Annotated in this window: 16 protein-coding genes and 4 pseudogenes; 12 read left to right on the forward strand and 8 right to left on the reverse strand. The window is 71.4% G+C overall.

Annotated elements, in window-relative coordinates:
• The first annotated feature begins 58 nt into the window (after positions 1–58).
• Positions 59–2,092 (forward strand): annotated as a pseudogene (locus tag FHR36_RS09910) (elongation factor G-like protein EF-G2).
• 76 nt (positions 2,093–2,168) lie between these two features.
• Here the strand turns inward: FHR36_RS09910 and FHR36_RS09915 are convergent.
• The 5 genes and pseudogenes from FHR36_RS09915 to thrS (FHR36_RS09930) all read right to left on the reverse strand — a co-directional run.
• Positions 2,169–2,588, reverse strand: coding sequence for a thiol-disulfide oxidoreductase DCC family protein (locus FHR36_RS09915; protein WP_253795743.1), 420 nt, complete (start codon positions 2,586–2,588; stop codon positions 2,169–2,171).
• Positions 2,589–3,177: 589 nt separating this feature from the next.
• Complete coding sequence (locus FHR36_RS39235; RefSeq protein WP_301329972.1) at positions 3,178–3,312, reverse strand: hypothetical protein; 135 nt, start codon at positions 3,310–3,312, stop codon at positions 3,178–3,180.
• A gap of 624 nt (positions 3,313–3,936) precedes the next feature.
• Entirely contained in the window at positions 3,937–4,107 is a 171-nt protein-coding gene (locus tag FHR36_RS09920; RefSeq protein ID WP_253795753.1) for a hypothetical protein, read from the reverse strand.
• A 331-nt stretch (positions 4,108–4,438) separates the two neighbouring features.
• Positions 4,439–5,008 (reverse strand): annotated as a pseudogene (locus FHR36_RS09925) (HIT family protein).
• 70 nt (positions 5,009–5,078) lie between these two features.
• A pseudogene (gene thrS, locus FHR36_RS09930) lies at positions 5,079–6,737 on the reverse strand (threonine--tRNA ligase); the annotation flags it as partial.
• On the opposite strand from thrS (FHR36_RS09930), the pseudogene thrS (FHR36_RS09935) reads away from it, so the two are divergent.
• Both thrS (FHR36_RS09935) and FHR36_RS09940 read left to right on the forward strand, forming a co-directional pair.
• Positions 6,730–8,410 (forward strand): annotated as a pseudogene (gene thrS, locus FHR36_RS09935) (threonine--tRNA ligase); the annotation flags it as partial. The pseudogenes thrS (FHR36_RS09930) and thrS (FHR36_RS09935) overlap by 8 nt on opposite strands.
• Positions 8,411–8,480: 70 nt before the next feature.
• Positions 8,481–9,047: an HIT family protein gene (locus FHR36_RS09940; protein WP_253795739.1), complete on the forward strand. Its 567-nt coding sequence runs from the start codon at positions 8,481–8,483 to the stop codon at positions 9,045–9,047.
• 57 nt (positions 9,048–9,104) lie between these two features.
• On the opposite strand, the gene FHR36_RS09945 is transcribed toward FHR36_RS09940, so the two are convergent.
• On the reverse strand, positions 9,105–10,748 hold the full coding sequence (locus FHR36_RS09945; RefSeq protein WP_253795741.1) for an AbeC-like domain-containing protein: 1,644 nt from the start codon (positions 10,746–10,748) through the stop codon (positions 9,105–9,107).
• A gap of 146 nt (positions 10,749–10,894) precedes the next feature.
• On the opposite strand from FHR36_RS09945, the gene FHR36_RS09950 reads away from it, so the two are divergent.
• The gene (locus FHR36_RS09950; protein ID WP_253795743.1) at positions 10,895–11,314 is read left to right on the forward strand and encodes a thiol-disulfide oxidoreductase DCC family protein; all 420 of its coding nucleotides are present in this window, start codon (positions 10,895–10,897) and stop codon (positions 11,312–11,314) included.
• A gap of 76 nt (positions 11,315–11,390) precedes the next feature.
• Here FHR36_RS09950 and FHR36_RS09955 read toward each other — a convergent pair whose 3' ends face one another.
• Complete coding sequence (locus FHR36_RS09955; protein WP_253795746.1) at positions 11,391–13,418, reverse strand: elongation factor G-like protein EF-G2; 2,028 nt, start codon at positions 13,416–13,418, stop codon at positions 11,391–11,393.
• Between the two features lie 214 nt (positions 13,419–13,632).
• On the opposite strand from FHR36_RS09955, the gene pgsA reads away from it, so the two are divergent.
• Genes pgsA through FHR36_RS09970 form a run of 3 tightly spaced genes read left to right on the forward strand, consistent with a single transcriptional unit; the run spans position 13,633 to position 16,375 of the window.
• Positions 13,633–14,298, forward strand: coding sequence for a phosphatidylinositol phosphate synthase (gene pgsA / locus FHR36_RS09960; RefSeq protein ID WP_253795747.1), 666 nt, complete (start codon positions 13,633–13,635; stop codon positions 14,296–14,298).
• Positions 14,295–15,200, forward strand: a complete 906-nt coding sequence (locus tag FHR36_RS09965) for a phosphatidylinositol mannoside acyltransferase (protein WP_253795748.1) — start codon at positions 14,295–14,297, stop codon at positions 15,198–15,200. Before pgsA ends, FHR36_RS09965 begins: the two co-directional genes overlap by 4 nt.
• Positions 15,197–16,375 carry a glycosyltransferase family 4 protein gene (locus tag FHR36_RS09970; protein ID WP_253796727.1) on the forward strand — a complete coding sequence of 393 codons (1,179 nt, stop codon included), beginning with the start codon at positions 15,197–15,199 and terminating at the stop codon, positions 16,373–16,375. Before FHR36_RS09965 ends, FHR36_RS09970 begins: the two co-directional genes overlap by 4 nt.
• Before the next feature lie 27 nt (positions 16,376–16,402).
• On the opposite strand, the gene FHR36_RS09975 is transcribed toward FHR36_RS09970, so the two are convergent.
• The gene (locus FHR36_RS09975; protein WP_253795754.1) at positions 16,403–17,182 is read right to left on the reverse strand and encodes a LamG domain-containing protein; all 780 of its coding nucleotides are present in this window, start codon (positions 17,180–17,182) and stop codon (positions 16,403–16,405) included.
• A gap of 107 nt (positions 17,183–17,289) precedes the next feature.
• On the opposite strand from FHR36_RS09975, the gene FHR36_RS09980 reads away from it, so the two are divergent.
• From FHR36_RS09980 to FHR36_RS10000, 5 genes are all read left to right on the forward strand, one after another.
• A complete protein-coding gene (locus FHR36_RS09980) occupies positions 17,290–17,661 on the forward strand; it encodes a 5-carboxymethyl-2-hydroxymuconate Delta-isomerase (RefSeq protein WP_253795755.1) in 372 nt (123 codons plus the stop codon).
• 23 nt (positions 17,662–17,684) lie between these two features.
• The gene (locus FHR36_RS09985; protein WP_253795756.1) at positions 17,685–18,230 is read left to right on the forward strand and encodes a hypothetical protein; all 546 of its coding nucleotides are present in this window, start codon (positions 17,685–17,687) and stop codon (positions 18,228–18,230) included.
• 123 nt (positions 18,231–18,353) lie between these two features.
• On the forward strand, positions 18,354–19,265 hold the full coding sequence (gene pdxS / locus FHR36_RS09990) for a pyridoxal 5'-phosphate synthase lyase subunit PdxS (RefSeq protein WP_308199260.1): 912 nt from the start codon (positions 18,354–18,356) through the stop codon (positions 19,263–19,265).
• Between the two features lie 91 nt (positions 19,266–19,356).
• Positions 19,357–19,965, forward strand: a complete 609-nt coding sequence (gene pdxT / locus FHR36_RS09995) for a pyridoxal 5'-phosphate synthase glutaminase subunit PdxT (RefSeq protein WP_253795757.1) — start codon at positions 19,357–19,359, stop codon at positions 19,963–19,965.
• Between the two features lie 58 nt (positions 19,966–20,023).
• Positions 20,024–20,779 (forward strand): YebC/PmpR family DNA-binding transcriptional regulator, encoded by a 756-nt coding sequence (locus tag FHR36_RS10000; RefSeq protein WP_253795758.1) that lies wholly within the window; start codon positions 20,024–20,026, stop codon positions 20,777–20,779.
• The last annotated feature ends 94 nt before the right edge of the window (positions 20,780–20,873 follow it).

Below are 20,873 nucleotides of genomic sequence, written 5' to 3' on the forward strand. Positions count from 1 at the left end.
GCGGCGCTCACGGCTCCCACCCGCGCGTCCACGGCAGTCAACGGCAGGAGGGCCAGCCATGCCGGACCGGGCAGCAACCCACACCCCCGCACCGACCGTCGAACGACCTGACCGGCTCCGGCAACGTGGTCCTGGTCGGTGCCAGCGGAGCCGGGAAGACCACCCTCGCCGAGGCCCTCGCCCTGACCGCCGGCGCCCTCAACCCGGGCCGGCAGCGTCCCCGAGGGCACCACGGTCTCCGACCACGAGGAGATCGAGCACCAGCAGCAGCGCTCCGTCCAGCTCTCGCTCCTCCCCCTGGCCTGGCAGGACGTCAAGATCAACCTGCTGGACGCCCCCGGCTACGCCGACTTCGGCGGCGAACTCCACGCCGGACTGCGGGCCGCCGAGGCCGTCCTCTTCGTGCACTCGGCCCCCGACGAGGTCAGCCGCCCGGTGCTCGCCCTGTGGCGCGAGTGCGCCGCCGCCGGCATCCCCCGGGCCGTCGTGCTCACCCACCTCAACACCGCCCGCGTCCAGCTGGACGAGGTACTGCTCACCCTCCAGGACGCCTTCGGCGACGGCCATCCCGACACCGTCCTGCCGCTGCACCACTGGGACCTGCGCGAGGGCCACCTGCACGGCTCGATCGACCTGCTCACCGGCCGCCACTACGGCTCCCCCGAGGACCCCGGCGACCTCGCCGACGCCCGCGCCCGCCTCGCCCGAGGGCCATCGCCGGCGAGGACGACACCCTGCTCGAGCGCTACCTCAACGGCGAGGAGCTGGACACCGGCGCCCTCACCGAGGCCGTCCACGCGAGGTCGTCCAGGGCACCCTGCACCCGGTCCTGGCGGTCTCCCCGGCCCCCGAGGCGGGCGGCTGCGAGGAACTCCTCGACCTGATCGCCGCCGCCTTCCCCTCCCCGCTCGACCGCACCGACGACCTGCCCGCCTGCGACCCCCGACGCCACCCTGGCCGCCCAGGTCGTGCACACCGGCGAGGACCCGTACGTCGGCCGGCTCAGCCTGCTGCGGATCTTCTCCGGCACCCTGCGCCCCGACACCACCGTCCACCTCGCCGACCGCCCCGACGAGCGGATCACCGCGCTCAGCTCCCCCTTCGGCCGCCAGCAGCGCCCGATGCCGCTGGCCCTGCCCGGCGACCTGGTCTCGGTCGCCAAGCTGACCGGCGCCCGCACCGGGGACACCCTCACCACCGACGGCGCGCTGATCCCGCCCTGGCCGCTGCCCGAGGCCCTGCTGCCCTGCGCCGTCGAGGCCCACTCCAAGGCCGACGAGGACAAGCTCTCCCAGGCCCTGGCCAGGCTCGCCGCCCAGGACCCGACCCTGCGCGTCGAGCAGAACCCCGACACCCACCAACTCGTCCTCTGGTGCACCGGCGAGGCCCACCTCGGCGTCCTCCTCGACCGGCTGCGCACCCGCTACGGCGTGCACGTCGACTCCGTCCCGTACGAGGTCGCCCTGCGCGAGACCTTCGGCTCCGCCGCCAGCGGGCACGGACGGCACGTCAAGCAGTCCGGCGGCCACGGGCAGTACGCGATCTGCGACCTCACCGTGGAGCCGCTGCCCGGCGGCGGCTTCGAGTTCGTCGACAAGGTGGTCGGCGGCTCGGTGCCGCGCAACTTCATCCCCTCGGTGGAGAAGGGCGTCCGCGCCCAGCTCCTGCACGGCATCCACGGCCACCCGATGGTCGACGTCCGGGTCACCCTTACCGACGGCAAGGCGCACTCGGTGGACTCCTCCGACGCCGCCTTCCAGACCGCCGGCGCGCTCGCCCTGCGGGAGGGCCGCCTCCCAGGTCAAGGTCCAACTCCTGGAACCGGTCGACGAGGTGCGGATCCTGCTGCCCGACGAGTACCAGGGCGCCGTCCTCAACGACCTCTCCTCGCGCCGCGGCCACGTCCTCGGCACCGAGAACGGCGGGCCCGGCATGAGCCTGGTCCGGGCCGAGGTCCCCGAGCTCGAACTCACCCGCTACCCCCGTCGAGCTGCGCTCCCTCTCCCACGGCACCGGCGAGTTCACCCGCAGCTACGTCCGCCACTCCCCGATGCCCGCCAACCTGGCCGGCCAGTACGAACGCGCCTCCTGACGCACCACCGGGCTCCCCCTCGCATCGACCGAGGGGGAGCCCGATGCCGCCGGCCGGGGTCCCGGAGGGGTGAGGGTCAGCGCAGCTCGCAGGCCGGGGTGCCGCCGGGGAGTTGGTGGCGGTGCCGGGCGACCGTCCGGTAGACCGCCTCGGCGAGCGGGCGGACCGGCGGGAGGGTGAGCAGCGCCCCGGCCCACGCCCAGGCGCCGCCGGAGCGCAGCAGCAGCCGGGCGGCGGCCTGGGCGCCGCCGTACACCCGGCGGGAGGGGGTGATCCAGAGCAGTTCGCGTTCGGCCCGCTGCCGGGTGACCTGGCCGCGGCCGCCGGTGAAGGCGTCGAGTCCGGCCAGGTCCGCGCGCTGGAACGGGACGGCGTCCCAGCCGGCGGAGGACAGGCTCGCCCGCGGATAGCGCTCGGCCCAGCGGACGCAGGTGGTACAGAAGGCGCAGTCCCCGTCGTACACCAGCACCGGATCGCGCGAGATGTCATCGGCCATGCGTCTGATCCTGCCGCATCGTGGGCACCATCACGGGTAGGCCGGGCGACGGCCGAGATGTGACTGCGGTTCGGACGATCATCCGCGCAGCGGGGCCGCCGCACGGTAGCCTGCCGCTGACAAGGGGAGGAGGGGCAGCTCAACCGATGAGTACGCTCGACATGACCCCGGGTGCGCAGATTCCCCGGATGGACGTCGGAAACCAGACCGCGGTCACCCAGGCGCTCTCCTCCGCGGCGTACCGCACCGGCGAGCACAAGGAACTCGAGGGCCTGGCCGGGGTGAAGTGGAAGCCCGGCAAGTCCGAGCTGTTCCGGCCGAGTGCCGGCGAGGCGTTCAGCCGGGCGCTGATCGACCGCACCCTGGCGGCCAAGCGCAACCCGCTGGTGCCGTCGTTCGGCACCGACGCCCGCGCGGTGGTCGAGCACTGCCTCGCCGCCCAGGACCTGCGCGACGCCCGTGACAAGCAGCTGTCCACGATCACCTTCGTGTTCGGGGTGCTCTTCCTGCCCGGCACGCTCATCTGGCTGGCCGCTTACCAGGCCAAGGCCTGGCTCGGCCGCAACCGCAGCGCCGCCCGGGACGGCTTCTACGGCACGCTCTCGCTGTTGCTGGCCTGCGGTCTGGCACTGCTCTTCGCGCTCCGCCCGCCGGTGAGCGGGCTGTGGTCGCTGTACGTCCGGGTGATGATGCTGATGCCGGTGGTGGGCTGGCTGCTCGCCAAGCGGATCGTGGTGCGCTCGGTGCTGGAGCAGCGCGCCCGCTGGGGCGACCTGGTCGGCGGCAACCCGGTGGCGGCGACCGTGCCCAAGGCCGTCCCGCGCGACCACCTGGACAAGAAGGCGGTCGACCTCAAGGACTCGCTGGACCGGCTGGCCGCCGAGCAGGAGACCAACGTCCAGCACTACGCGGGCCCCAAGGGCGTGCTCGGGGTCGGCTCCCGGTGGGGCGACTGGGGTCTGCGCGAGGACCTCAAGCCGGCCGAGGGGCACGAGGACTTCCGGGTCTTCCACACCGGCGACCTCACCCGCAAGATCACCGAGCGGCTCGGCAGCCTCACCGGAAGCGAGATCCCGAACGGTGGCATGCCGAAGGCGGCCATCAACCAGTGGATGGTTCAGGACATCCCGGAGGGGGCCGACGAGATCGGCCGCCCCGGCGGTCCCGAGATGGACAACTACCGGATGCGCGACTTCGCCCTCCAGGAGTTGGCCAACAAGCAGACCTTCGGCAGCGACCCGCGGCACCGGATCGCGATCCAGTACGTCCTGCACAAGGGCCAGCTGGTGACCACGATGCTGGTCGAGGTGGTGGTGCTGCACAACAACCTGCAGGTGCACGTGACCGGCTACGCGCTGGGTCCGCTGGTGCCGTGGTTCATGGCCAAGCCCAAGCCGAAGGAGAAGGACATCCCGAAGACCTTCCGGCGCTGGGAGAACCAGACGATCCAGCTGCCGTTGGTCGACGACGACGAGGTGGTGCGCCAGGCGGTCCGGGCGCCGTTCCACAAGATGCCCACCCTGCTGACCTACCTGGGCGGGTCGATCGGCCTGCCGGAGCCGTTCTGCCTGCGCCAGGCGTGGACGGACGCCACCTGGGCCAGCCGGTTCAAGTCGGACGACGCGATCTACGCGTCGACGCCGGTGGTGAACGTGATCCACGCCAGCGGTGATGGAGTTCCTGGCGGAGCACGACGTGAGCATCGAGCGGTTCACCAACCGCTCGAACATCCTCAAGTCGGAGATGCAGGGCAGCCGCCCGTACCGGGTCGACCGCTACGACGCCGGGTAGGCCGGGACACACCGAAGGGGGGCGGGGACCTACGCGGTCCCCGCCCCCCTTCGTCCTCGTCACTGTCGGCCCTGCGGCCAGACGTCGGCGAGCATCTTGCGGGTGTCGGCCAGCAGCTGCGGCAGCACCTTGGTGTGGCCGACCACGGGCATGAAGTTGGTGTCCCCGCCCCAGCGCGGCACCACGTGCTGGTGCAGGTGGGCGGCGATGCCGGCGCCGGCCGCGGCGCCCTGGTTCATGCCGATGTTGAAGCCGGTGCGCGCCCGGAGGCGGCCCGCAGCGCGGTCATCGCGCGCTTGGTGTAGTCGGCCAGCTCCGCCGTCTCGGCGTCGTCGAGGTCGGTGTAGTCGGCGACGTGCCGGTACGGGACGACCATCAGGTGGCCGCCGTTGTACGGGTACAGGTTGAGGACCGCGAAGACCGAGCTGCCGCGGGCGATGATCAGCCCGTCCTCGTCGCTGAGCTTCGGGATCGAGCAGAACGGGCAGCCGTCGTCCGGGGGCCGGCCCGGTGGGCTTGTTCTCGCCCTGGATGTAGGCCATCCGATGGGGGGTCCACAGGCGCCGGAACCCGTCCGGCTCGCCGACGCCCTGCTGCAGTTCCGGCTCACTCATCATGCTGATCAGCATATTCGGAGCCGCCACCGTTCAAACCGGAGTGGGGCAGACTCGGCCGAGCCTGCCCCACTGCGGACGGTCGTCAGACCTGAATGCGACGCTCCACCGCGTCCACGATCTCCGCGACGGCCTCGGCCACCGGCACGCCGTTCTTCTGCCTCGCCGTTGCGGTAGCGGAAGGACACCGCGCCGGCCTCGACGTCGTCGTTGCCCGCGATCAGCATGAAGGGGATCTTCGCCTTCTGGGCGTTGCGGATCTTCTTCTGCATGCGGTCGTCGGAGGCGTCCACGTCGACCCGGATGCCGTGCTTCTTCAGCTCGGCCGCGACCTCGCGCAGGTACGGCACGTGCTCGTCGGTGATCGGGATGCCGACCACGGTGACCGGGGCCAGCCACGGCGGCATGGCGCCAGCGTAGTGCTCCAGCAGCACCGCGAAGAAGCGCTCGATCGAGCCGAACAGCGCACGGTGGATCATGACCGGGCGCTGGCGGTTGCCGTCCTGGCCCTGGAACTCCAGCTCGAAGCGCTGCGGCAGCTGGAAGTCGACCTGGATGGTGGACATCTGCCAGGTGCGGCCGATCGCGTCCTTGGCCTGGACCGAGATCTTCGGGCCGTAGAAGGCGGCGCCGGCCGGGTCGAGGACGAGCTCCAGGCCCTGCTTCTCGGCGGCGGCCCGCAGGGTCTCGGTCGCCTCCGCCCAGTCCTCGTCCGAACCGATGTACTTCTCCGGGTCCTTGGTGGACAGCTCCAGGTAGAAGTCGTTCAGGCCGTAGTCGCGCAGGCAGGTCCAGCACGAAGGTGAGCAGCGAGTCGAGCTTCGTCCGCCATCTGCTCACGGTGCAGTAGATGTGGGCGTCGTCCTGGGTGAAACCGCGGGCGCGGGTCAGGCCGTGCACCACGCCGGACTTCTCGTACCGGTAGACGGTGCCGAACTCGAAGAGCCGCAGCGGCAGTTCACGGTACGAGCGGCCACGCGCGCGGTAGATCAGGTTGTGCATCGGGCAGTTCATCGGCTTCAGGTAGTAGTCGATGTCGCCGTCGAGCTTCATGGGCGGGTACATGCCGTCGGCGTACCAGTCCAGGTGGCCGTGGAGAGCTCGAAGAAGCGTGCCCTTGGTGGCGTGCGGCGAGTAGGACGAACTCGTAGCCGGACTCCTCGTGGCGCTTGCGCGAGTAGTCCTCCATCACCCGGCGCATGATGCCGCCCTTGGGGTGGAAGACGGCGAGGCCGGAGCCGATCTCCTCCGGGATGGAGAACAGGTCGAGCTCGCTGCCCAGCTTGCGGTGGTCGCGCTTGGCGGCCTCCTCGAGGACTCGAGGTGGGCCTTGGAGCTCGTCCTTGGTCGGCCAGGCGGTGCCGTACAGGCGCTGCAGCTGCGGGTTCTTCTCGCTGCCGCGCCAGTAGGCGGCGGCCGAGCGCATCAGCTTGAACGCCGGGATGTGCCGGGTGGAGGGCAGGTGCGGGCCGCGGCAGAGGTCGCCCCCAGCACACCTCGCCGGTCTTCGGGTCCAGGTTGTCGTAGATGGTCAGCTCGCCGGCGCCGACCTCGACGTCCGCACCCTCGCCCGCGGTGGCGGCGGAGCCCTTGAGGCCGATCAGCTCCAGCTTGAACGGCTCGCCGGCCAGCTCCTCGCGGGGGCCTCGTCGGTGACCACCCGGCGGGAGAACTTCTGCCCGCGCTTGATGATCTCCTGCATCTTCTTCTCGACAGCCTTGAGGTCGTCGGGGTGGAACGGCTTCTACTACGACTTCGACGTGGAGAAGCCGTTCCACCCCGACGACCTCAAGGCTGTCGAGAAGAAGATGCAGGAGATCATCAAGCGCGGGCAGAAGTTCTCCCGCGCGGGTGGTCACCGACGAGGCCGCCCTGACGAGAGGGGCTGGCCGGCGAGCCGTTCAAGCTGGAGCTGATCGGCCTCAAGGGCTCCGCCGCCACGCGGGCGAGGGTGCGGACTCGAGGTCGGCGCGGCGAGCTGACCATCTACGACAACCTGGGACCCGAAGACGCGAGGTGTGCTGGGGCGACCTCTGCCGCGGCCCGCACCTGCCTCACCCGGCACATCCCGGCGTTCAAGCTGATGCGCTCGGCCGCCGCCTACTGGCGCGGCAGCGAGAAGAACCCGCAGCTGCAGCGCCTGTACGGCACCGCCTGGCCGACCAAGGACGAGCTCAAGGCCCACCTCGAGTTCCTCGAGGAGGCCGCCAAGCGCGACCACCGCAAGCTGGGCAGCGAGCTCGACCTGTCTCCATCCCGGAGGAGATCGGCTCCGGCCTCGCCGTCTTCCACCCCAAGGGCGGCATCATGCGCCGGGTGATGGAGGACTACTCGCGCAAGCGCCACGAGGAGTCCGGCTACGAGTTCGTCTACTCGCCGCACGCCACCAAGGGCACGCTCTTCGAGCTCTCCGGCCACCTGGACTGGTACGCCGACGGCATGTACCCGCCCATGAAGCTCGACGGCGACATCGACTACTACCTGAAGCCGATGAACTGCCCGATGCACAACCTGATCTACCGCGCGCGTGGCCGCTCGTACCGTGAACTGCCGCTGCGGCTCTTCGAGTTCGGCACCGTCTACCGGTACGAGAAGTCCGGCGTGGTGCACGGCCTGACCCGCGCCCGCGGTTTCACCCAGGACGACGCCCACATCTACTGCACCCGTGAGCAGATGGCGGACGAGCTCGACTCGCTGCTCACCTTCGTGCTGGACCTGCTGCGCGACTACGGCCTGAACGACTTCTACCTGGAGCTGTCCACCAAGGACCCGGAGAAGTACATCGGTTCGGACGAGGACTGGGCGGAGGCGACCGAGACCCTGCGGGCCGCCGCCGAGAAGCAGGGCCTGGAGCTCGTCCTCGACCCGGCCGGCGCCGCCTTCTACGGCCCGAAGATCTCGGTCCAGGCCAAGGACGCGATCGGCCGCACCTGGCAGATGTCCACCATCCAGGTCGACTTCCAGCTGCCGCAGCGCTTCGAGCTGGAGTTCCAGGGCCAGGACGGCAACCGCCAGCGCCCGGTCATGATCCACCGTGCGCTGTTCGGCTCGATCGAGCGCTTCTTCGCGGTGCTGCTGGAGCACTACGCTGGCGCCATGCCGCCGTGGCTGGCCCCGGTCACCGTGGTCGGCATCCCGATCACCGACGAGCACGTGCCGTACCTGCGCGAGGTCGCGGCCGAGCTGAAGAAGCACGGCATCCGGGTCGACGTGGACGCCTCCGACGACCGCATGCAGAAGAAGATCCGCAACGCCCAGAAGGCGAAGATCCCCTTCATGCTGATCGCGGGCAACGACGACGTCGAGGCCGGCGCGGTGTCCTTCCGCTACCGCAACGGCGAGCAGAAGAACGGCGTGCCGGTGGCCGAGGCCGTCGCGGAGATCGTGGACGCGGTGGAGCGTCGCATTCAGGTCTGACGACCGTCCGCAGTGGGGCAGGCTCGGCCGAGTCTGCCCCACTCCGGTTTGAACGGTGGCGGCTCCGAATATGCTGATCAGCATGATGAGTGAGCCGGAACTGCAGCAGGGCGTCGGCGAGCCGGACGGGTTCCGGCGCCTGTGGACCCCCCATCGGATGGCCTACATCCAGGGCGAGAACAAGCCCACCGGGCCGGCCCCGGACGACGGCTGCCCGTTCTGCTCGATCCCGAAGCTCAGCGACGAGGACGGGCTGATCATCGCCCGCGGCAGCTCGGTCTTCGCGGTCCTCAACCTGTACCCGTACAACGGCGGCCACCTGATGGTCGTCCCGTACCGGCACGTCGCCGACTACACCGACCTCGACGACGCCGAGACGGCGGAGCTGGCCGACTACACCAAGCGCGCGATGACCGCGCTGCGGGCCGCCTCCGGCGCGCACGGCTTCAACATCGGCATGAACCAGGGCGCCGCGGCCGGCGCCGGCATCGCCGCCCACCTGCACCAGCACGTGGTGCCGCGCTGGGGCGGGGACACCAACTTCATGCCCGTGGTCGGCCACACCAAGGTGCTGCCGCAGCTGCTGGCCGACACCCGCAAGATGCTCGCCGACGTCTGGCCGCAGGGCCGACAGTGACAGACGAAGGGGGGCGGGGACCGCGTAGGTCCCCGCCCCCCTTCGGTGTGTCCCGGCCTACCCGGCGTCGTAGCGGTCGACCCGGTACGGGCGGCTGCCCTGCATCTCCGACTTGAGGATGTTCGAGCGGTTGGTGAACCGCTCGATGCTCACGTCGTGCTCCGCCAGGAACTCCATCACCGCGGCGTGGATCACGTTCACCACCGGCGTCGACGCGTAGATCGCGTCGTCCGACTTGAACCGGCTGGCCCAGGTGGCGTCCGTCCACGCCTGGCGCAGGCAGAACGGCTCCGGCAGGCCGATCGACCCGCCCAGGTAGGTCAGCAGGGTGGGCATCTTGTGGAACGGCGCCCGGACCGCCTGGCGCACCACCTCGTCGTCGTCGACCAACGGCAGCTGGATCGTCTGGTTCTCCCAGCGCCGGAAGGTCTTCGGGATGTCCTTCTCCTTCGGCTTGGGCTTGGCCATGAACCACGGCACCAGCGGACCCAGCGCGTAGCCGGTCACGTGCACCTGCAGGTTGTTGTGCAGCACCACCACCTCGACCAGCATCGTGGTCACCAGCTGGCCCTTGTGCAGGACGTACTGGATCGCGATCCGGTGCCGCGGGTCGCTGCCGAAGGTCTGCTTGTTGGCCAACTCCTGGAGGGCGAAGTCGCGCATCCGGTAGTTGTCCATCTCGGGACCGCCGGGGCGGCCGATCTCGTCGGCCCCCTCCGGGATGTCCTGAACCATCCACTGGTTGATGGCCGCCTTCGGCATGCCACCGTTCGGGATCTCGCTTCCGGTGAGGCTGCCGAGCCGCTCGGTGATCTTGCGGGTGAGGTCGCCGGTGTGGAAGACCCGGAAGTCCTCGTGCCCCTCGGCCGGCTTGAGGTCCTCGCGCAGACCCCAGTCGCCCCACCGGGAGCCGACCCCGAGCACGCCCTTGGGGCCCGCGTAGTGCTGGACGTTGGTCTCCTGCTCGGCGGCCAGCCGGTCCAGCGAGTCCTTGAGGTCGACCGCCTTCTTGTCCAGGTGGTCGCGCGGGACGGCCTTGGGCACGGTCGCCGCCACCGGGTTGCCGCCGACCAGGTCGCCCCAGCGGGCGCGCTGCTCCAGCACCGAGCGCACCACGATCCGCTTGGCGAGCAGCCAGCCCACCACCGGCATCAGCATCATCACCCGGACGTACAGCGACCACAGCCCGCTCACCGGCGGGCGGAGCGCGAAGAGCAGTGCCAGACCGCAGGCCAGCAACAGCGAGAGCGTGCCGTAGAAGCCGTCCCGGGCGGCGCTGCGGTTGCGGCCGAGCCAGGCCTTGGCCTGGTAAGCGGCCAGCCAGATGAGCGTGCCGGGCAGGAAGAGCACCCCGAACACGAAGGTGATCGTGGACAGCTGCTTGTCACGGGCGTCGCGCAGGTCCTGGGCGGCGAGGCAGTGCTCGACCACCGCGCGGGCGTCGGTGCCGAACGACGGCACCAGCGGGTTGCGCTTGGCCGCCAGGGTGCGGTCGATCAGCGCCCGGCTGAACGCCTCGCCGGCACTCGGCCGGAACAGCTCGGACTTGCCGGGCTTCCACTTCACCCCGGCCAGGCCCTCGAGTTCCTTGTGCTCGCCGGTGCGGTACGCCGCGGAGGAGAGCGCCTGGGTGACCGCGGTCTGGTTTCCGACGTCCATCCGGGGAATCTGCGCACCCGGGGTCATGTCGAGCGTACTCATCGGTTGAGCTGCCCCTCCTCCCCTTGTCAGCGGCAGGCTACCGTGCGGCGGCCCCGCTGCGCGGATGATCGTCCGAACCGCAGTCACATCTCGGCCGTCGCCCGGCCTACCCGTGATGGTGCCCACGATGCGGCAGGATCAGACGCATGGCCGATGACATCTCGCGCGATCCGGTGCTGGTGTACGACGGGGACTGCGCCTTCTGTACCACCTGCGTCCGCTGGGCCGAGCGCTATCCGCGGGCGAGCCTGTCCTCCGCCGGCTGGGACGCCGTCCCGTTCCAGCGCGCGGACCTGGCCGGACTCGACGCCTTCACCGGCGGCCGCGGCCAGGTCACCCGGCAGCGGGCCGAACGCGAACTGCTCTGGATCACCCCCTCCCGCCGGGTGTACGGCGGCGCCCAGGCCGCCGCCCGGCTGCTGCTGCGCTCCGGCGGCGCCTGGGCGTGGGCCGGGGCGCTGCTCACCCTCCCGCCGGTCCGCCCGCTCGCCGAGGCGGTCTACCGGACGGTCGCCCGGCACCGCCACCAACTCCCCGGCGGCACCCCGGCCTGCGAGCTGCGCTGACCCTCACCCCTCCGGGACCCCGGCCGGCGGCATCGGGCTCCCCCTCGGTCGATGCGAGGGGGAGCCCGGTGGTGCGTCAGGAGGCGCGTTCGTACTGGCCGGCCAGGTTGGCGGGCATCGGGGAGTGGCGGACGTAGCTGCGGGTGAACTCGCCGGTGCCGTGGGAGAGGGAGCGCAGCTCGACGGGGTAGCGGGTGAGTTCGAGCTCGGGGACCTCGGCCCGGACCAGGCTCATGCCGGGCCCGCCGTTCTCGGTGCCGAGGACGTGGCCGCGGCGCGAGGAGAGGTCGTTGAGGACGGCGCCCTGGTACTCGTCGGGCAGCAGGATCCGCACCTCGTCGACCGGTTCCAGGAGTTGGACCTTGACCTGGGAGGCGGCCTCCCGCAGGGCGAGCGCGCCGGCGGTCTGGAAGGCGGCGTCGGAGGAGTCCACCGAGTGCGCCTTGCCGTCGGTAAGGGTGACCCGGACGTCGACCATCGGGTGGCCGTGGATGCCGTGCAGGAGCTGGGCGCGGACGCCCTTCTCCACCGAGGGGATGAAGTTGCGCGGCACCGAGCCGCCGACCACCTTGTCGACGAACTCGAAGCCGCCGCCGGGCAGCGGCTCCACGGTGAGGTCGCAGATCGCGTACTGCCCGTGGCCGCCGGACTGCTTGACGTGCCGTCCGTGCCCGCTGGCGGCGGAGCCGAAGGTCTCGCGCAGGGCGACCTCGTACGGGACGGAGTCGACGTGCACGCCGTAGCGGGTGCGCAGCCGGTCGAGGAGGACGCCGAGGTGGGCCTCGCCGGTGCACCAGAGGACGAGTTGGTGGGTGTCGGGGTTCTGCTCGACGCGCAGGGTCGGGTCCTGGGCGGCGAGCCTGGCCAGGGCCTGGGAGAGCTTGTCCTCGTCGGCCTTGGAGTGGGCCTCGACGGCGCAGGGCAGCAGGGCCTCGGGCAGCGGCCAGGGCGGGATCAGCGCGCCGTCGGTGGTGAGGGTGTCCCCGGTGCGGGCGCCGGTCAGCTTGGCGACCGAGACCAGGTCGCCGGGCAGGGCCAGCGGCATCGGGCGCTGCTGGCGGCCGAAGGGGGAGCTGAGCGCGGTGATCCGCTCGTCGGGGCGGTCGGCGAGGTGGACGGTGGTGTCGGGGCGCAGGGTGCCGGAGAAGATCCGCAGCAGGCTGAGCCGGCCGACGTACGGGTCCTCGCCGGTGTGCACGACCTGGGCGGCCAGGGTGGCGTCGGGGTCGCAGGCGGGCAGGTCGTCGGTGCGGTCGAGCGGGGAGGGGAAGGCGGCGGCGATCAGGTCGAGGAGTTCCTCGCAGCCGCCCGCCTCGGGGGCCGGGGAGACCGCCAGGACCGGGTGCAGGGTGCCCTGGACGACCTCGCGGTGGACGGCCTCGGTGAGGGCGCCGGTGTCCAGCTCCTCGCCGTTGAGGTAGCGCTCGAGCAGGGTGTCGTCCTCGCCGGCGATGGCCTCGGCGAGGCGGGCGCGGGCGTCGGCGAGGTCGCCGGGGTCCTCGGGGGAGCCGTAGTGGCGGCCGGTGAGCAGGTCGATCGAGCCGTGCAGGTGGCCCTCGCGCAGGTCCCAGTGGTGCAGCGGCAGGACGGTGTCGGGATGGCCGTCGCCGAAGGCGTCCTGGAGGGTGAGCAGTACCTCGTCCAGCTGGACGCGGGCGGTGTTGAGGTGGGTGAGCACGACGGCCCGGGGGATGCCGGCGGCGGCGCACTCGCGCCACAGGGCGAGCACCGGGCGGCTGACCTCGTCGGGGGCCGAGTGCACGAAGAGGACGGCCTCGGCGGCCCGCAGTCCGGCGTGGAGTTCGCCGCCGAAGTCGGCGTAGCCGGGGGCGTCCAGCAGGTTGATCTTGACGTCCTGCCAGGCCAGGGGGAGGAGCGAGAGCTGGACGGAGCGCTGCTGCTGGTGCTCGATCTCCTCGTGGTCGGAGACCGTGGTGCCCTCGGGGACGCTGCCGGCCCGGGTGAGGGCGCCGGCGGTCAGGGCGAGGGCCTCGGCGAGGGTGGTCTTCCCGGCTCCGCTGGCACCGACCAGGACCACGTTGCGGAGCCGGTCAGGTCGTTCGACGGTCGGTGCGGGGGTGTGGGTTGCTGCCCGGTCCGGCATGGCTGGCCTCCTGCCGTTGACTGCCGTGGACGCGCGGTGGGAGCCGTGAGCGCCGCGCGACGTCGGGGACCGGTGCGGCTCGGGGGCGTGGGGCGGCAGAGCTCACGATCAGCGTGGATACCATTGTCCAGCCGGGCGGGCCGATCCGCTCGGCCGCCCGCCGGCCGCCCGGGCCCGGGTGGAGACCGGTGAGATCGGAGCGGACCGGAAGGCCATGCTCAACAAGTACGCGCGTGCCTTCTTCACACGTGTCCTGACGCCGTTCGCCGCGCTGCTGCTGCGCTGGGGCGTGAGCCCCGACGCGGTGACGCTGATCGGCACGGCCGGATCGGTGGCCGGTGCGCTGGTGTTCTTCCCCCGGGGTGAGTTCTTCTGGGGCACCATCACCATCACCCTGTTCATCTTCTCCGACCTGGTCGATGGCAACATGGCCCGCCAGGCCGGGCGGTCCAGCAAGTGGGGCGCGTTCCTGGACTCCACCCTGGACCGGGTCGCGGACGCGGCCATCTTCGGCGGCCTCGCGATGTGGTACGCCGGTAAGGGAGACAACGACCTGCTCTGCGCGGTCGCGCTGTTCTGCCTGGCCAGCGGCCAGGTGGTGTCGTACACCAAGGCCCGGGGCGAGAGCCTGGGCTTCCCGGTGGACGTGTCGGGCCTGGTGGAGCGGGCCGAGCGGCTGGTGATCAGCCTGGTCGCGGCCGGTGTGGCGGGCCTGCACGAGTTCGGCCTGCCCTATGTGGAGTGGCTGCTGCCGTTCGCCCTCTGGGTGGTCGCGGCGGGCAGCCTGGTGACGGTGGCGCAGCGGATGCTCACCGTCCGCAGGGAGGCCTTCGAGCTCGAGGGCGCGGGGGCCGGAGTCGAGGGGGCGGAGAAGTCGTGAAGGAACGGTTGGTCGACGGCGCGTACGCGGCGGGCTGGGCGGGGCTGCGGCACCTGCCGGAGCCGGTGGCCCGCGGACTGTTCAACCTGATCGCGGACATCGCCTGGCGCCGCGAGGGCAAGGGCGTGCGCCAGCTGGAGGCCAACCTGGCCCGGGTCCACCCGGACGCGGACGCCGCGCGGCTGCGCGAGCTGTCCCGGGCCGGCATGCGCTCCTACCTGCGGTACTGGATGGAGTCCTTCCGGCTGCCCACCTGGAGCCTGGACCGGATCGCCGCCGCCATGCCGGTCAAGGGCCTGGAGCCGCTGCACGAGGCGATGGCGGCCGGCCGCGGCGCGATCCTGGCCCTGCCGCACATGGGCAACTGGGACCTGGCCGGCGCCTGGATCGCCTCGGCCGGCGGCTACCCGTTCACCACCGTCGCCGAGCGGCTCAAGCCCGAGTCGCTGTTCGACCGCTTCGTGGCGTACCGCGAGGGCCTGGGCATGGAGGTGCTGGCCCTGACCGGCTCGGACATCTCGGTGGTCGGCACCCTGGCCCGCCGGCTGCGCGAGGGCAAGCTGGTCTGCCTGGTCGGCGACCGCGACCTGTCCGAGCAGGGCGTGCCGGTCGACTTCTTCGGCGAGCAGACCCGGATGCCGGCCGGCCCGGCCGCGCTGGCCGTCCGTACCGGTGCCGCGCTGTTCCCGGTGACGCTCTGGTACGACGGCCCGGTGATGCACGCCGAGGTGCACCCGGAGGTCGCGCCGCCCACCGGGGACGACAAGAGCGAGCAGGCCGCCGCCATGACCCAGGCGATGGCCGACGTCTGGGCGGAGGGCATCCGCGAGCACTCGGTCGACTGGCACATGCTGCAGAAGCTGTGGCTGTCCGACCTGACGCCGAGGGGGCCGCAGCAGTGAAGATCGGCATCGTCTGCCCGTACGACTGGGACGTCCCCGGCGGCGTGCAGTTCCACATCCGGGATCTCGCCGAGCACCTGATCAAGCTCGGCCACGAGGTCTCCGTGCTCGCCCCGGCCGAGGACGACGACGCGCTGCCGCCGTACGTGGTGTCGGCCGGCCGCGCGGTGGCCGTCCCGTACAACGGCTCGGTGGCGCGGCTGAGCTTCGGCATCCTGTCCGCCGCCCGGGTGCGGCGCTGGCTGCACGAGGGCCGGTTCGACATCCTGCACGTCCACGAGCCGGCGTCGCCGAGCCTGTCGATGCTGGCCGCCTGGTCCGCCACCGGGCCGATGGTGGGCACCTTCCACACCTCCAACCCGCGCTCCCGCGCGATGATCGCCGCCTCGCCGATCCTCCAGCCCAGCCTGGAGAAGATGAGCGCCCGGATCGCGGTCAGCGAGTACGCCCGCCGGACCCTGGTCGAGCACCTCGGCGGCGACGCGGTGGTCATCCCCAACGGCGTCGACGTCCGCTTCTTCGCCGACGCCGAGCCCGAACCGCGCTGGCAGGGCGGCGCCCTGGACGGTGGCGCCGGGACGATCGGCTTCATCGGCCGGATCAACGAGCCCCGCAAGGGACTGCCGACCCTGCTCGCCGCGCTGCCGCGGATCCTGGCCGAGCGGCCGGGCGTGCGGCTGCTGGTTGCCGGCAAGGGCGACGAGGAGGAGGCGGTGGCCGGCCTCGCGCCGGAGGTCCGGGCCCAGGTGGAGTTCCTCGGCATGGTCTCCGACCGGGAGAAGGCCAGCCTGCTGCGCAGCGTCGACCTGTACGTGGCGCCCAACACCGGTGGCGAGAGCTTCGGCATCATCCTGGTCGAGGCCATGTCGGCGGGTGCGCCGGTGCTGGCCAGCGACCTGGACGCGTTCCGGCAGGTGCTGGACGGGGGATCGGCCGGCGAGCTGTTCCCGGTCGAGGACGCGGACGCGCTGGCCGACGCGGCGGTGAAGCTGCTGGGCAATCCGCAGCGGCTGCAGGAGCTGCGGGAGGCGGCCTCGCGGCACGTCCGTCGCTTCGACTGGGAGACGGTCGGGGCCGAGGTGCTCTCCGTCTACGAGACGGTCACCGACGGCCGCCCGCCGGTCGCCGACGTCGAGCCCACCGGCTGGCGCGGACGGCTCGGCCTCGGCGGCTGAGGGTCCGTCGTCCGGCGGACCCTCGCGTCACCGCTGCGGCCGCTCGATCATGATCAGGTCGCACTCCATGGTGACCGGGTCGCCGCTGGCGGGCGGCCGGTGGAAGCTGCCGTCGCTGATCGACAGGTTGAGGATCGGGTACGCGGCGAAGTCCGGTCCCACCCCGGTGTGGTCGGAGTACGCGGCGGTCAGCCGGTCCAGGTCGGGGCCGGCGTACCAGGTGGTGTTGTCGGCGCCGAACCGGGCGCCGATGTAGATCCAGCGGTCGGCGCCGACCGCCTCGTCGGTGTAGATGCTGCCGCCGGACCGGACGTGGTTGACGAACTCCAGATTGCCGGGGAAGTCGGCGTGCCACTCGAAGACGTCCACCTCGTTGTGGCCGTCCCGCCAGGTCCACAGGCCCGGCCAGGCGCCGGTGCCGGCGGCGGGCAGCCGGATGTGGGCCAGCAGCAGGTCGCCGGTGCGGACCTGGGCGCCGTTGCCGCCGCTCCGGCACGAGTCGCCGGTGGTGAGCAGGCCGGTGTCCCAGCGGCCGTCGGAGCGCGGGGTGGCGGTGATGACCAGGTGCCCGTCGGCGGTGTCGAGGGCGGAGCGGGCCAGCCGGTCCTTCTTCCAGGAGCCGGGATTGGTCGTGCAGTCGGCGTACGCGGAGCTCTGCCAGCCCCAGGTCCCGTCCGGCCCGGTGCTCAGCGAGTCGAACCGGTCGCTGAAGACCACCCGGTCACCGGGGACGGCGGGCGGTTCGGCAGCGGCGGCCGGGTGCCCCGCCAGCACCAGGCCGAGGGCCAGGAGTCGAGTGATGAACACGCGTTCGATCGTCGCCCGGCCCGCCGCCCCGGGCCATCGCGGCGGGCCGATCGGGCGACGCCCGGGGCCCGGGGCCGGGGCCGCAGCCGGACCCGTAGGGTGAGGCCATGCCTCAGATCTCCGTGGACTACTCCGAGCGCCTCGCCGACTCCTTCGACCGCCGCGGCTTCGGCCTCGCGCTCAACCGGCTCGCCGTGAAGCTGATCGACGCCACACCGGAGGCCTGCAAGGTGCGCTTCCGGCGGGTCGAGGAGCCGGTGGTGGTCGGCGCGGACTCCGACACGTACGCCCTCGTGTTCGTCGAGTTCCAGATCTTCCCGGGCCGTACGCCGGCGGCGAAGGCGGCACTGAGCGACGCCGTGCTGGCGGCGCTGCCCGAGTACCTGGCGTCCGAGGACGGCCACCTGCCGGTGCAGGCGGCGGTCAACATCGTGGACATCGACCGCGACTGCTACCGCGGCGCCACGCTGGCCGTCTGAGCGACCCGGTACCGTAACGCCCCGTGACTACCTGGATCTGGGCCATCGCGGCCGTCGTGCTGTTCGCCGTCTACCTGAGCTGGACGGCCGGACGCCTCGACCGCCTGCACGCCCGGATCGATGCCGCCCGGGCCTCACTGGACGCCCAGTTGGTCCGCCGCGCCGCGGTGGCGATGGAGCTGGCCACCTCCAACCTGCTCGACCCGGCGGCCTCGATCCTGCTGTACGAGGCCGCGCACGCTGCCCGGCAGACCGAGGACGAGCACCGCGAGGTGACCGAGAGCGAGCTGAGCCTCGCCCTGCGGGCGGTGTTCGCCGAGCCGGAGCAGGTCAGCGCGCTGCTGGAGGTGCCCGGCGGCGCGGAGGCTGTGAAGGATCTCACGGCCGCGGTGCGCCGGGTGCCGATGGCGCGGCGGTTCCACAACGACGCGGTACGCGCGGCGCGCGCCGTCCGCGAGCACCGGCTGGTCCGCTACTTCCGGCTGGCGGGGCGCGCGCCCTTCCCGATGGCCTTCGAAATGGACGACGAGCCCCCGGTCGCTTTCACTCCGGAAGGCGCTCCGGCGTAGTCTCCTGATTGCCTGTTTGTCGATTGCCAGGCACCTGTCTGGACCGGATGGAGCATCGGTAAGCACCGTTTCGGGCCTACGATAGGGCGATAGCACTGGTTCATTCTTCGAGTGAGGTCTTACGTGTCCACCACCCCCACCACCGCAGACCAGCCGCAGATCGGTACCGCCCGGGTCAAGCGCGGCATGGCCGAGCAGCTCAAGGGCGGTGTGATCATGGACGTGGTCAACGCCGAGCAGGCGAAGATCGCCGAGGACGCCGGTGCGGTCGCGGTCATGGCGCTGGAGCGCGTCCCCGCCGACATCCGCAAGGACGGCGGCGTGGCCCGGATGTCCGACCCGAACATGATCGAGGAGATCATCTCCGCGGTCTCCATCCCGGTGATGGCCAAGTCGCGCATCGGCCACTTCGTCGAGGCCCAGGTCCTCCAGTCGCTCGGTGTCGACTACATCGACGAGTCCGAGGTCCTCACCCCGGCCGACGAGATCAACCACTCGGACAAGTGGGCCTTCACCACCCCCTTCGTCTGCGGTGCCACCAACCTGGGCGAGGCCCTGCGCCGCATCGCCGAGGGCGCGGCCATGATCCGCTCCAAGGGCGAGGCCGGCACCGGCAACGTGGTCGAGGCCGTCCGCCACCTGCGCCAGATCAAGAACGAGATCGCCAAGCTGCGCGGCTTCGACAACAACGAGCTGTACGCCGCCGCCAAGGAGCTGCGCGCCCCGTACGAGCTGGTCCGCGAGGTCGCCGAGCTCGGCAAGCTGCCGGTCGTGCTGTTCTCCGCCGGTGGCGTCGCCACCCCGGCCGACGCCGCCCTGATGCGCCAGCTCGGCGCCGAGGGCGTCTTCGTCGGCTCCGGCATCTTCAAGTCGGGCGACCCGGCCAAGCGCGCCGCCGCCATCGTGAAGGCCACCACCTTCTACGACGACCCGAAGATCATCGCCGACGCCTCCCGCAACCTGGGCGAGGCCATGGTCGGCATCAACTGCGACACCCTGCCGGAGTCCGAGCGCTACGCCAACCGCGGCTGGTAACCACTCCGCTCCGACGGCCCGCCGCAGCGCTCCGGGCGCGCGGCGGGCCGCGCCACGTACTACGCATTCGACCGAACGAGGTAAGCAGACCGTGAGCAGCACCCCAGTCATCGGCGTCCTGGCCCTGCAGGGTGACGTGCGCGAGCACCTGGTCGCGCTCGCCGCCGCCGACGCGATCGCCCGCCCGGTGCGCCGCCCCGAGGAGCTCGCCGAGGTCGACGCCCTGGTGATGCCCGGTGGCGAGTCCACCACCATCTCCAAGCTGGCCGTGCTCTTCGGCCTGATGGACCCGCTGCGCGAGCGGGTCGCCGCCGGGATGCCGGTCTACGGCACCTGCGCCGGCATGATCATGCTCGCGGACAAGATCCTGGACGGCCGGGACGACCAGGAGACCGTCGGCGGCATCGACATGACCGTCCGCCGCAACGCCTTCGGCCGGCAGAACGAGTCGTTCGAGACCGCGATCCCGTTCCGGGGCCTGGCCGGCGAGCCGGTCAACGGCGTGTTCATCCGCGCCCCCTGGGTCGAGGCGGTCGGCGCCGGCGTCGAGGTGCTGGCCGAGGTCCCGGCCGCCGACGGTCCGGAGAGCCGGATCGTGGCCGTCCGCCAGGGAAACCTGCTGGCCACGTCCTTCCACCCCGAGCTCACCGGCGATCACCGCGTGCACGAGTACTTCGTGCGCATGGTCACCGGTTCCTGAGCGCCACCGGTAAGATCTCTTCTGTTCAATTCCCTTTGGCGACGTAAAGGAGCTGGCGATGTCCGGCCACTCTAAGTGGGCTACCACCAAGCACAAGAAGGCCGTGATCGACGCCAAGCGCGGCAAGCTCTTCGCCAAGATGATCAAGAACATCGAGGTGGCGGCTCGCACTGGTGGCGGCGACCCGGCCGGCAACCCGACGCTCTACGACGCCATCCAGAAGGCCAAGAAGAGCTCGGTCCCGATCGACAACATCAACCGCGCCGTCAAGCGCGGTTCGGGTGCCGAGGCCGGTGGCGCGGACTACTCGACCATCATGTACGAGGGCTACGGCCCGAACGGCGTCGCGGTGCTCATCGAGTGCCTCACCGACAACCGCAACCGCGCCGCCTCCGACGTCCGCGTCGCCATGACCCGCAACGGCGGCTCGATGGCCGACCCCGGCTCGGTGTCGTACATGTTCACCCGCAAGGGCGTCGTGATCGTCCCCAAGGCCGACGGCGTGGACGAGGACAAGCTCTTCGAGGTCGTGCTCGACCAGGACCCCGAGGAGATCAACGACCTCGGCGAGGCGTTCGAGATCATCTCCGAGGCGTCCAACATGGTCGCCGTCCGCACCGCCCTGGTCGACGCCGGCATCGACTACGACTCGGCCGAGGCCAACTTCGTCCCGAGCATGCAGGTCCAGCTGGACGCCGACGGCGCCCGCAAGATCTTCAAGCTGATCGACGCCCTCGAGGACAGCGACGACGTCCAGAACGTCTTCGCCAACTTCGACGTCTCCGACGAGGTCATGGCCGAGGTCGACGCCTGATCCCAGCTCTGCCCGCTCCGCCCGGTGGCCCTCGACGGCCACCGGGCGGAGGTGTGTTCGGAGCGCGGATTTGTCAGTGGCGGCCGGTACCCTG

The organism is Kitasatospora cinereorecta, assembly GCF_024172095.1.
GTDB classification, from domain to species: domain Bacteria; phylum Actinomycetota; class Actinomycetes; order Streptomycetales; family Streptomycetaceae; genus Kitasatospora; species Kitasatospora cinereorecta.

Excerpts from the sequence above, each read along its gene's own strand:
- FHR36_RS09915 (WP_253795743.1), bottom strand. The coding sequence starts at position 2,588 with ATGGCCGATGACATCTCGCGCGATCCGGTGCTGGTGTACGACGGGGAC.
- FHR36_RS09940 (WP_253795739.1), top strand. The coding sequence starts at position 8,481 with ATGCTGATCAGCATGATGAGTGAGCCGGAACTGCAGCAGGGCGTCGGC.
- FHR36_RS09945 (WP_253795741.1), bottom strand. The coding sequence starts at position 10,748 with ATGAGTACGCTCGACATGACCCCGGGTGCGCAGATTCCCCGGATGGAC.
- FHR36_RS09950 (WP_253795743.1), top strand. The coding sequence starts at position 10,895 with ATGGCCGATGACATCTCGCGCGATCCGGTGCTGGTGTACGACGGGGAC.
- FHR36_RS09955 (WP_253795746.1), bottom strand. The coding sequence starts at position 13,418 with ATGCCGGACCGGGCAGCAACCCACACCCCCGCACCGACCGTCGAACGA.
- pgsA (WP_253795747.1), top strand. The coding sequence starts at position 13,633 with ATGCTCAACAAGTACGCGCGTGCCTTCTTCACACGTGTCCTGACGCCG.
- FHR36_RS09980 (WP_253795755.1), top strand. The coding sequence starts at position 17,290 with ATGCCTCAGATCTCCGTGGACTACTCCGAGCGCCTCGCCGACTCCTTC.
- FHR36_RS10000 (WP_253795758.1), top strand. The coding sequence starts at position 20,024 with ATGTCCGGCCACTCTAAGTGGGCTACCACCAAGCACAAGAAGGCCGTG.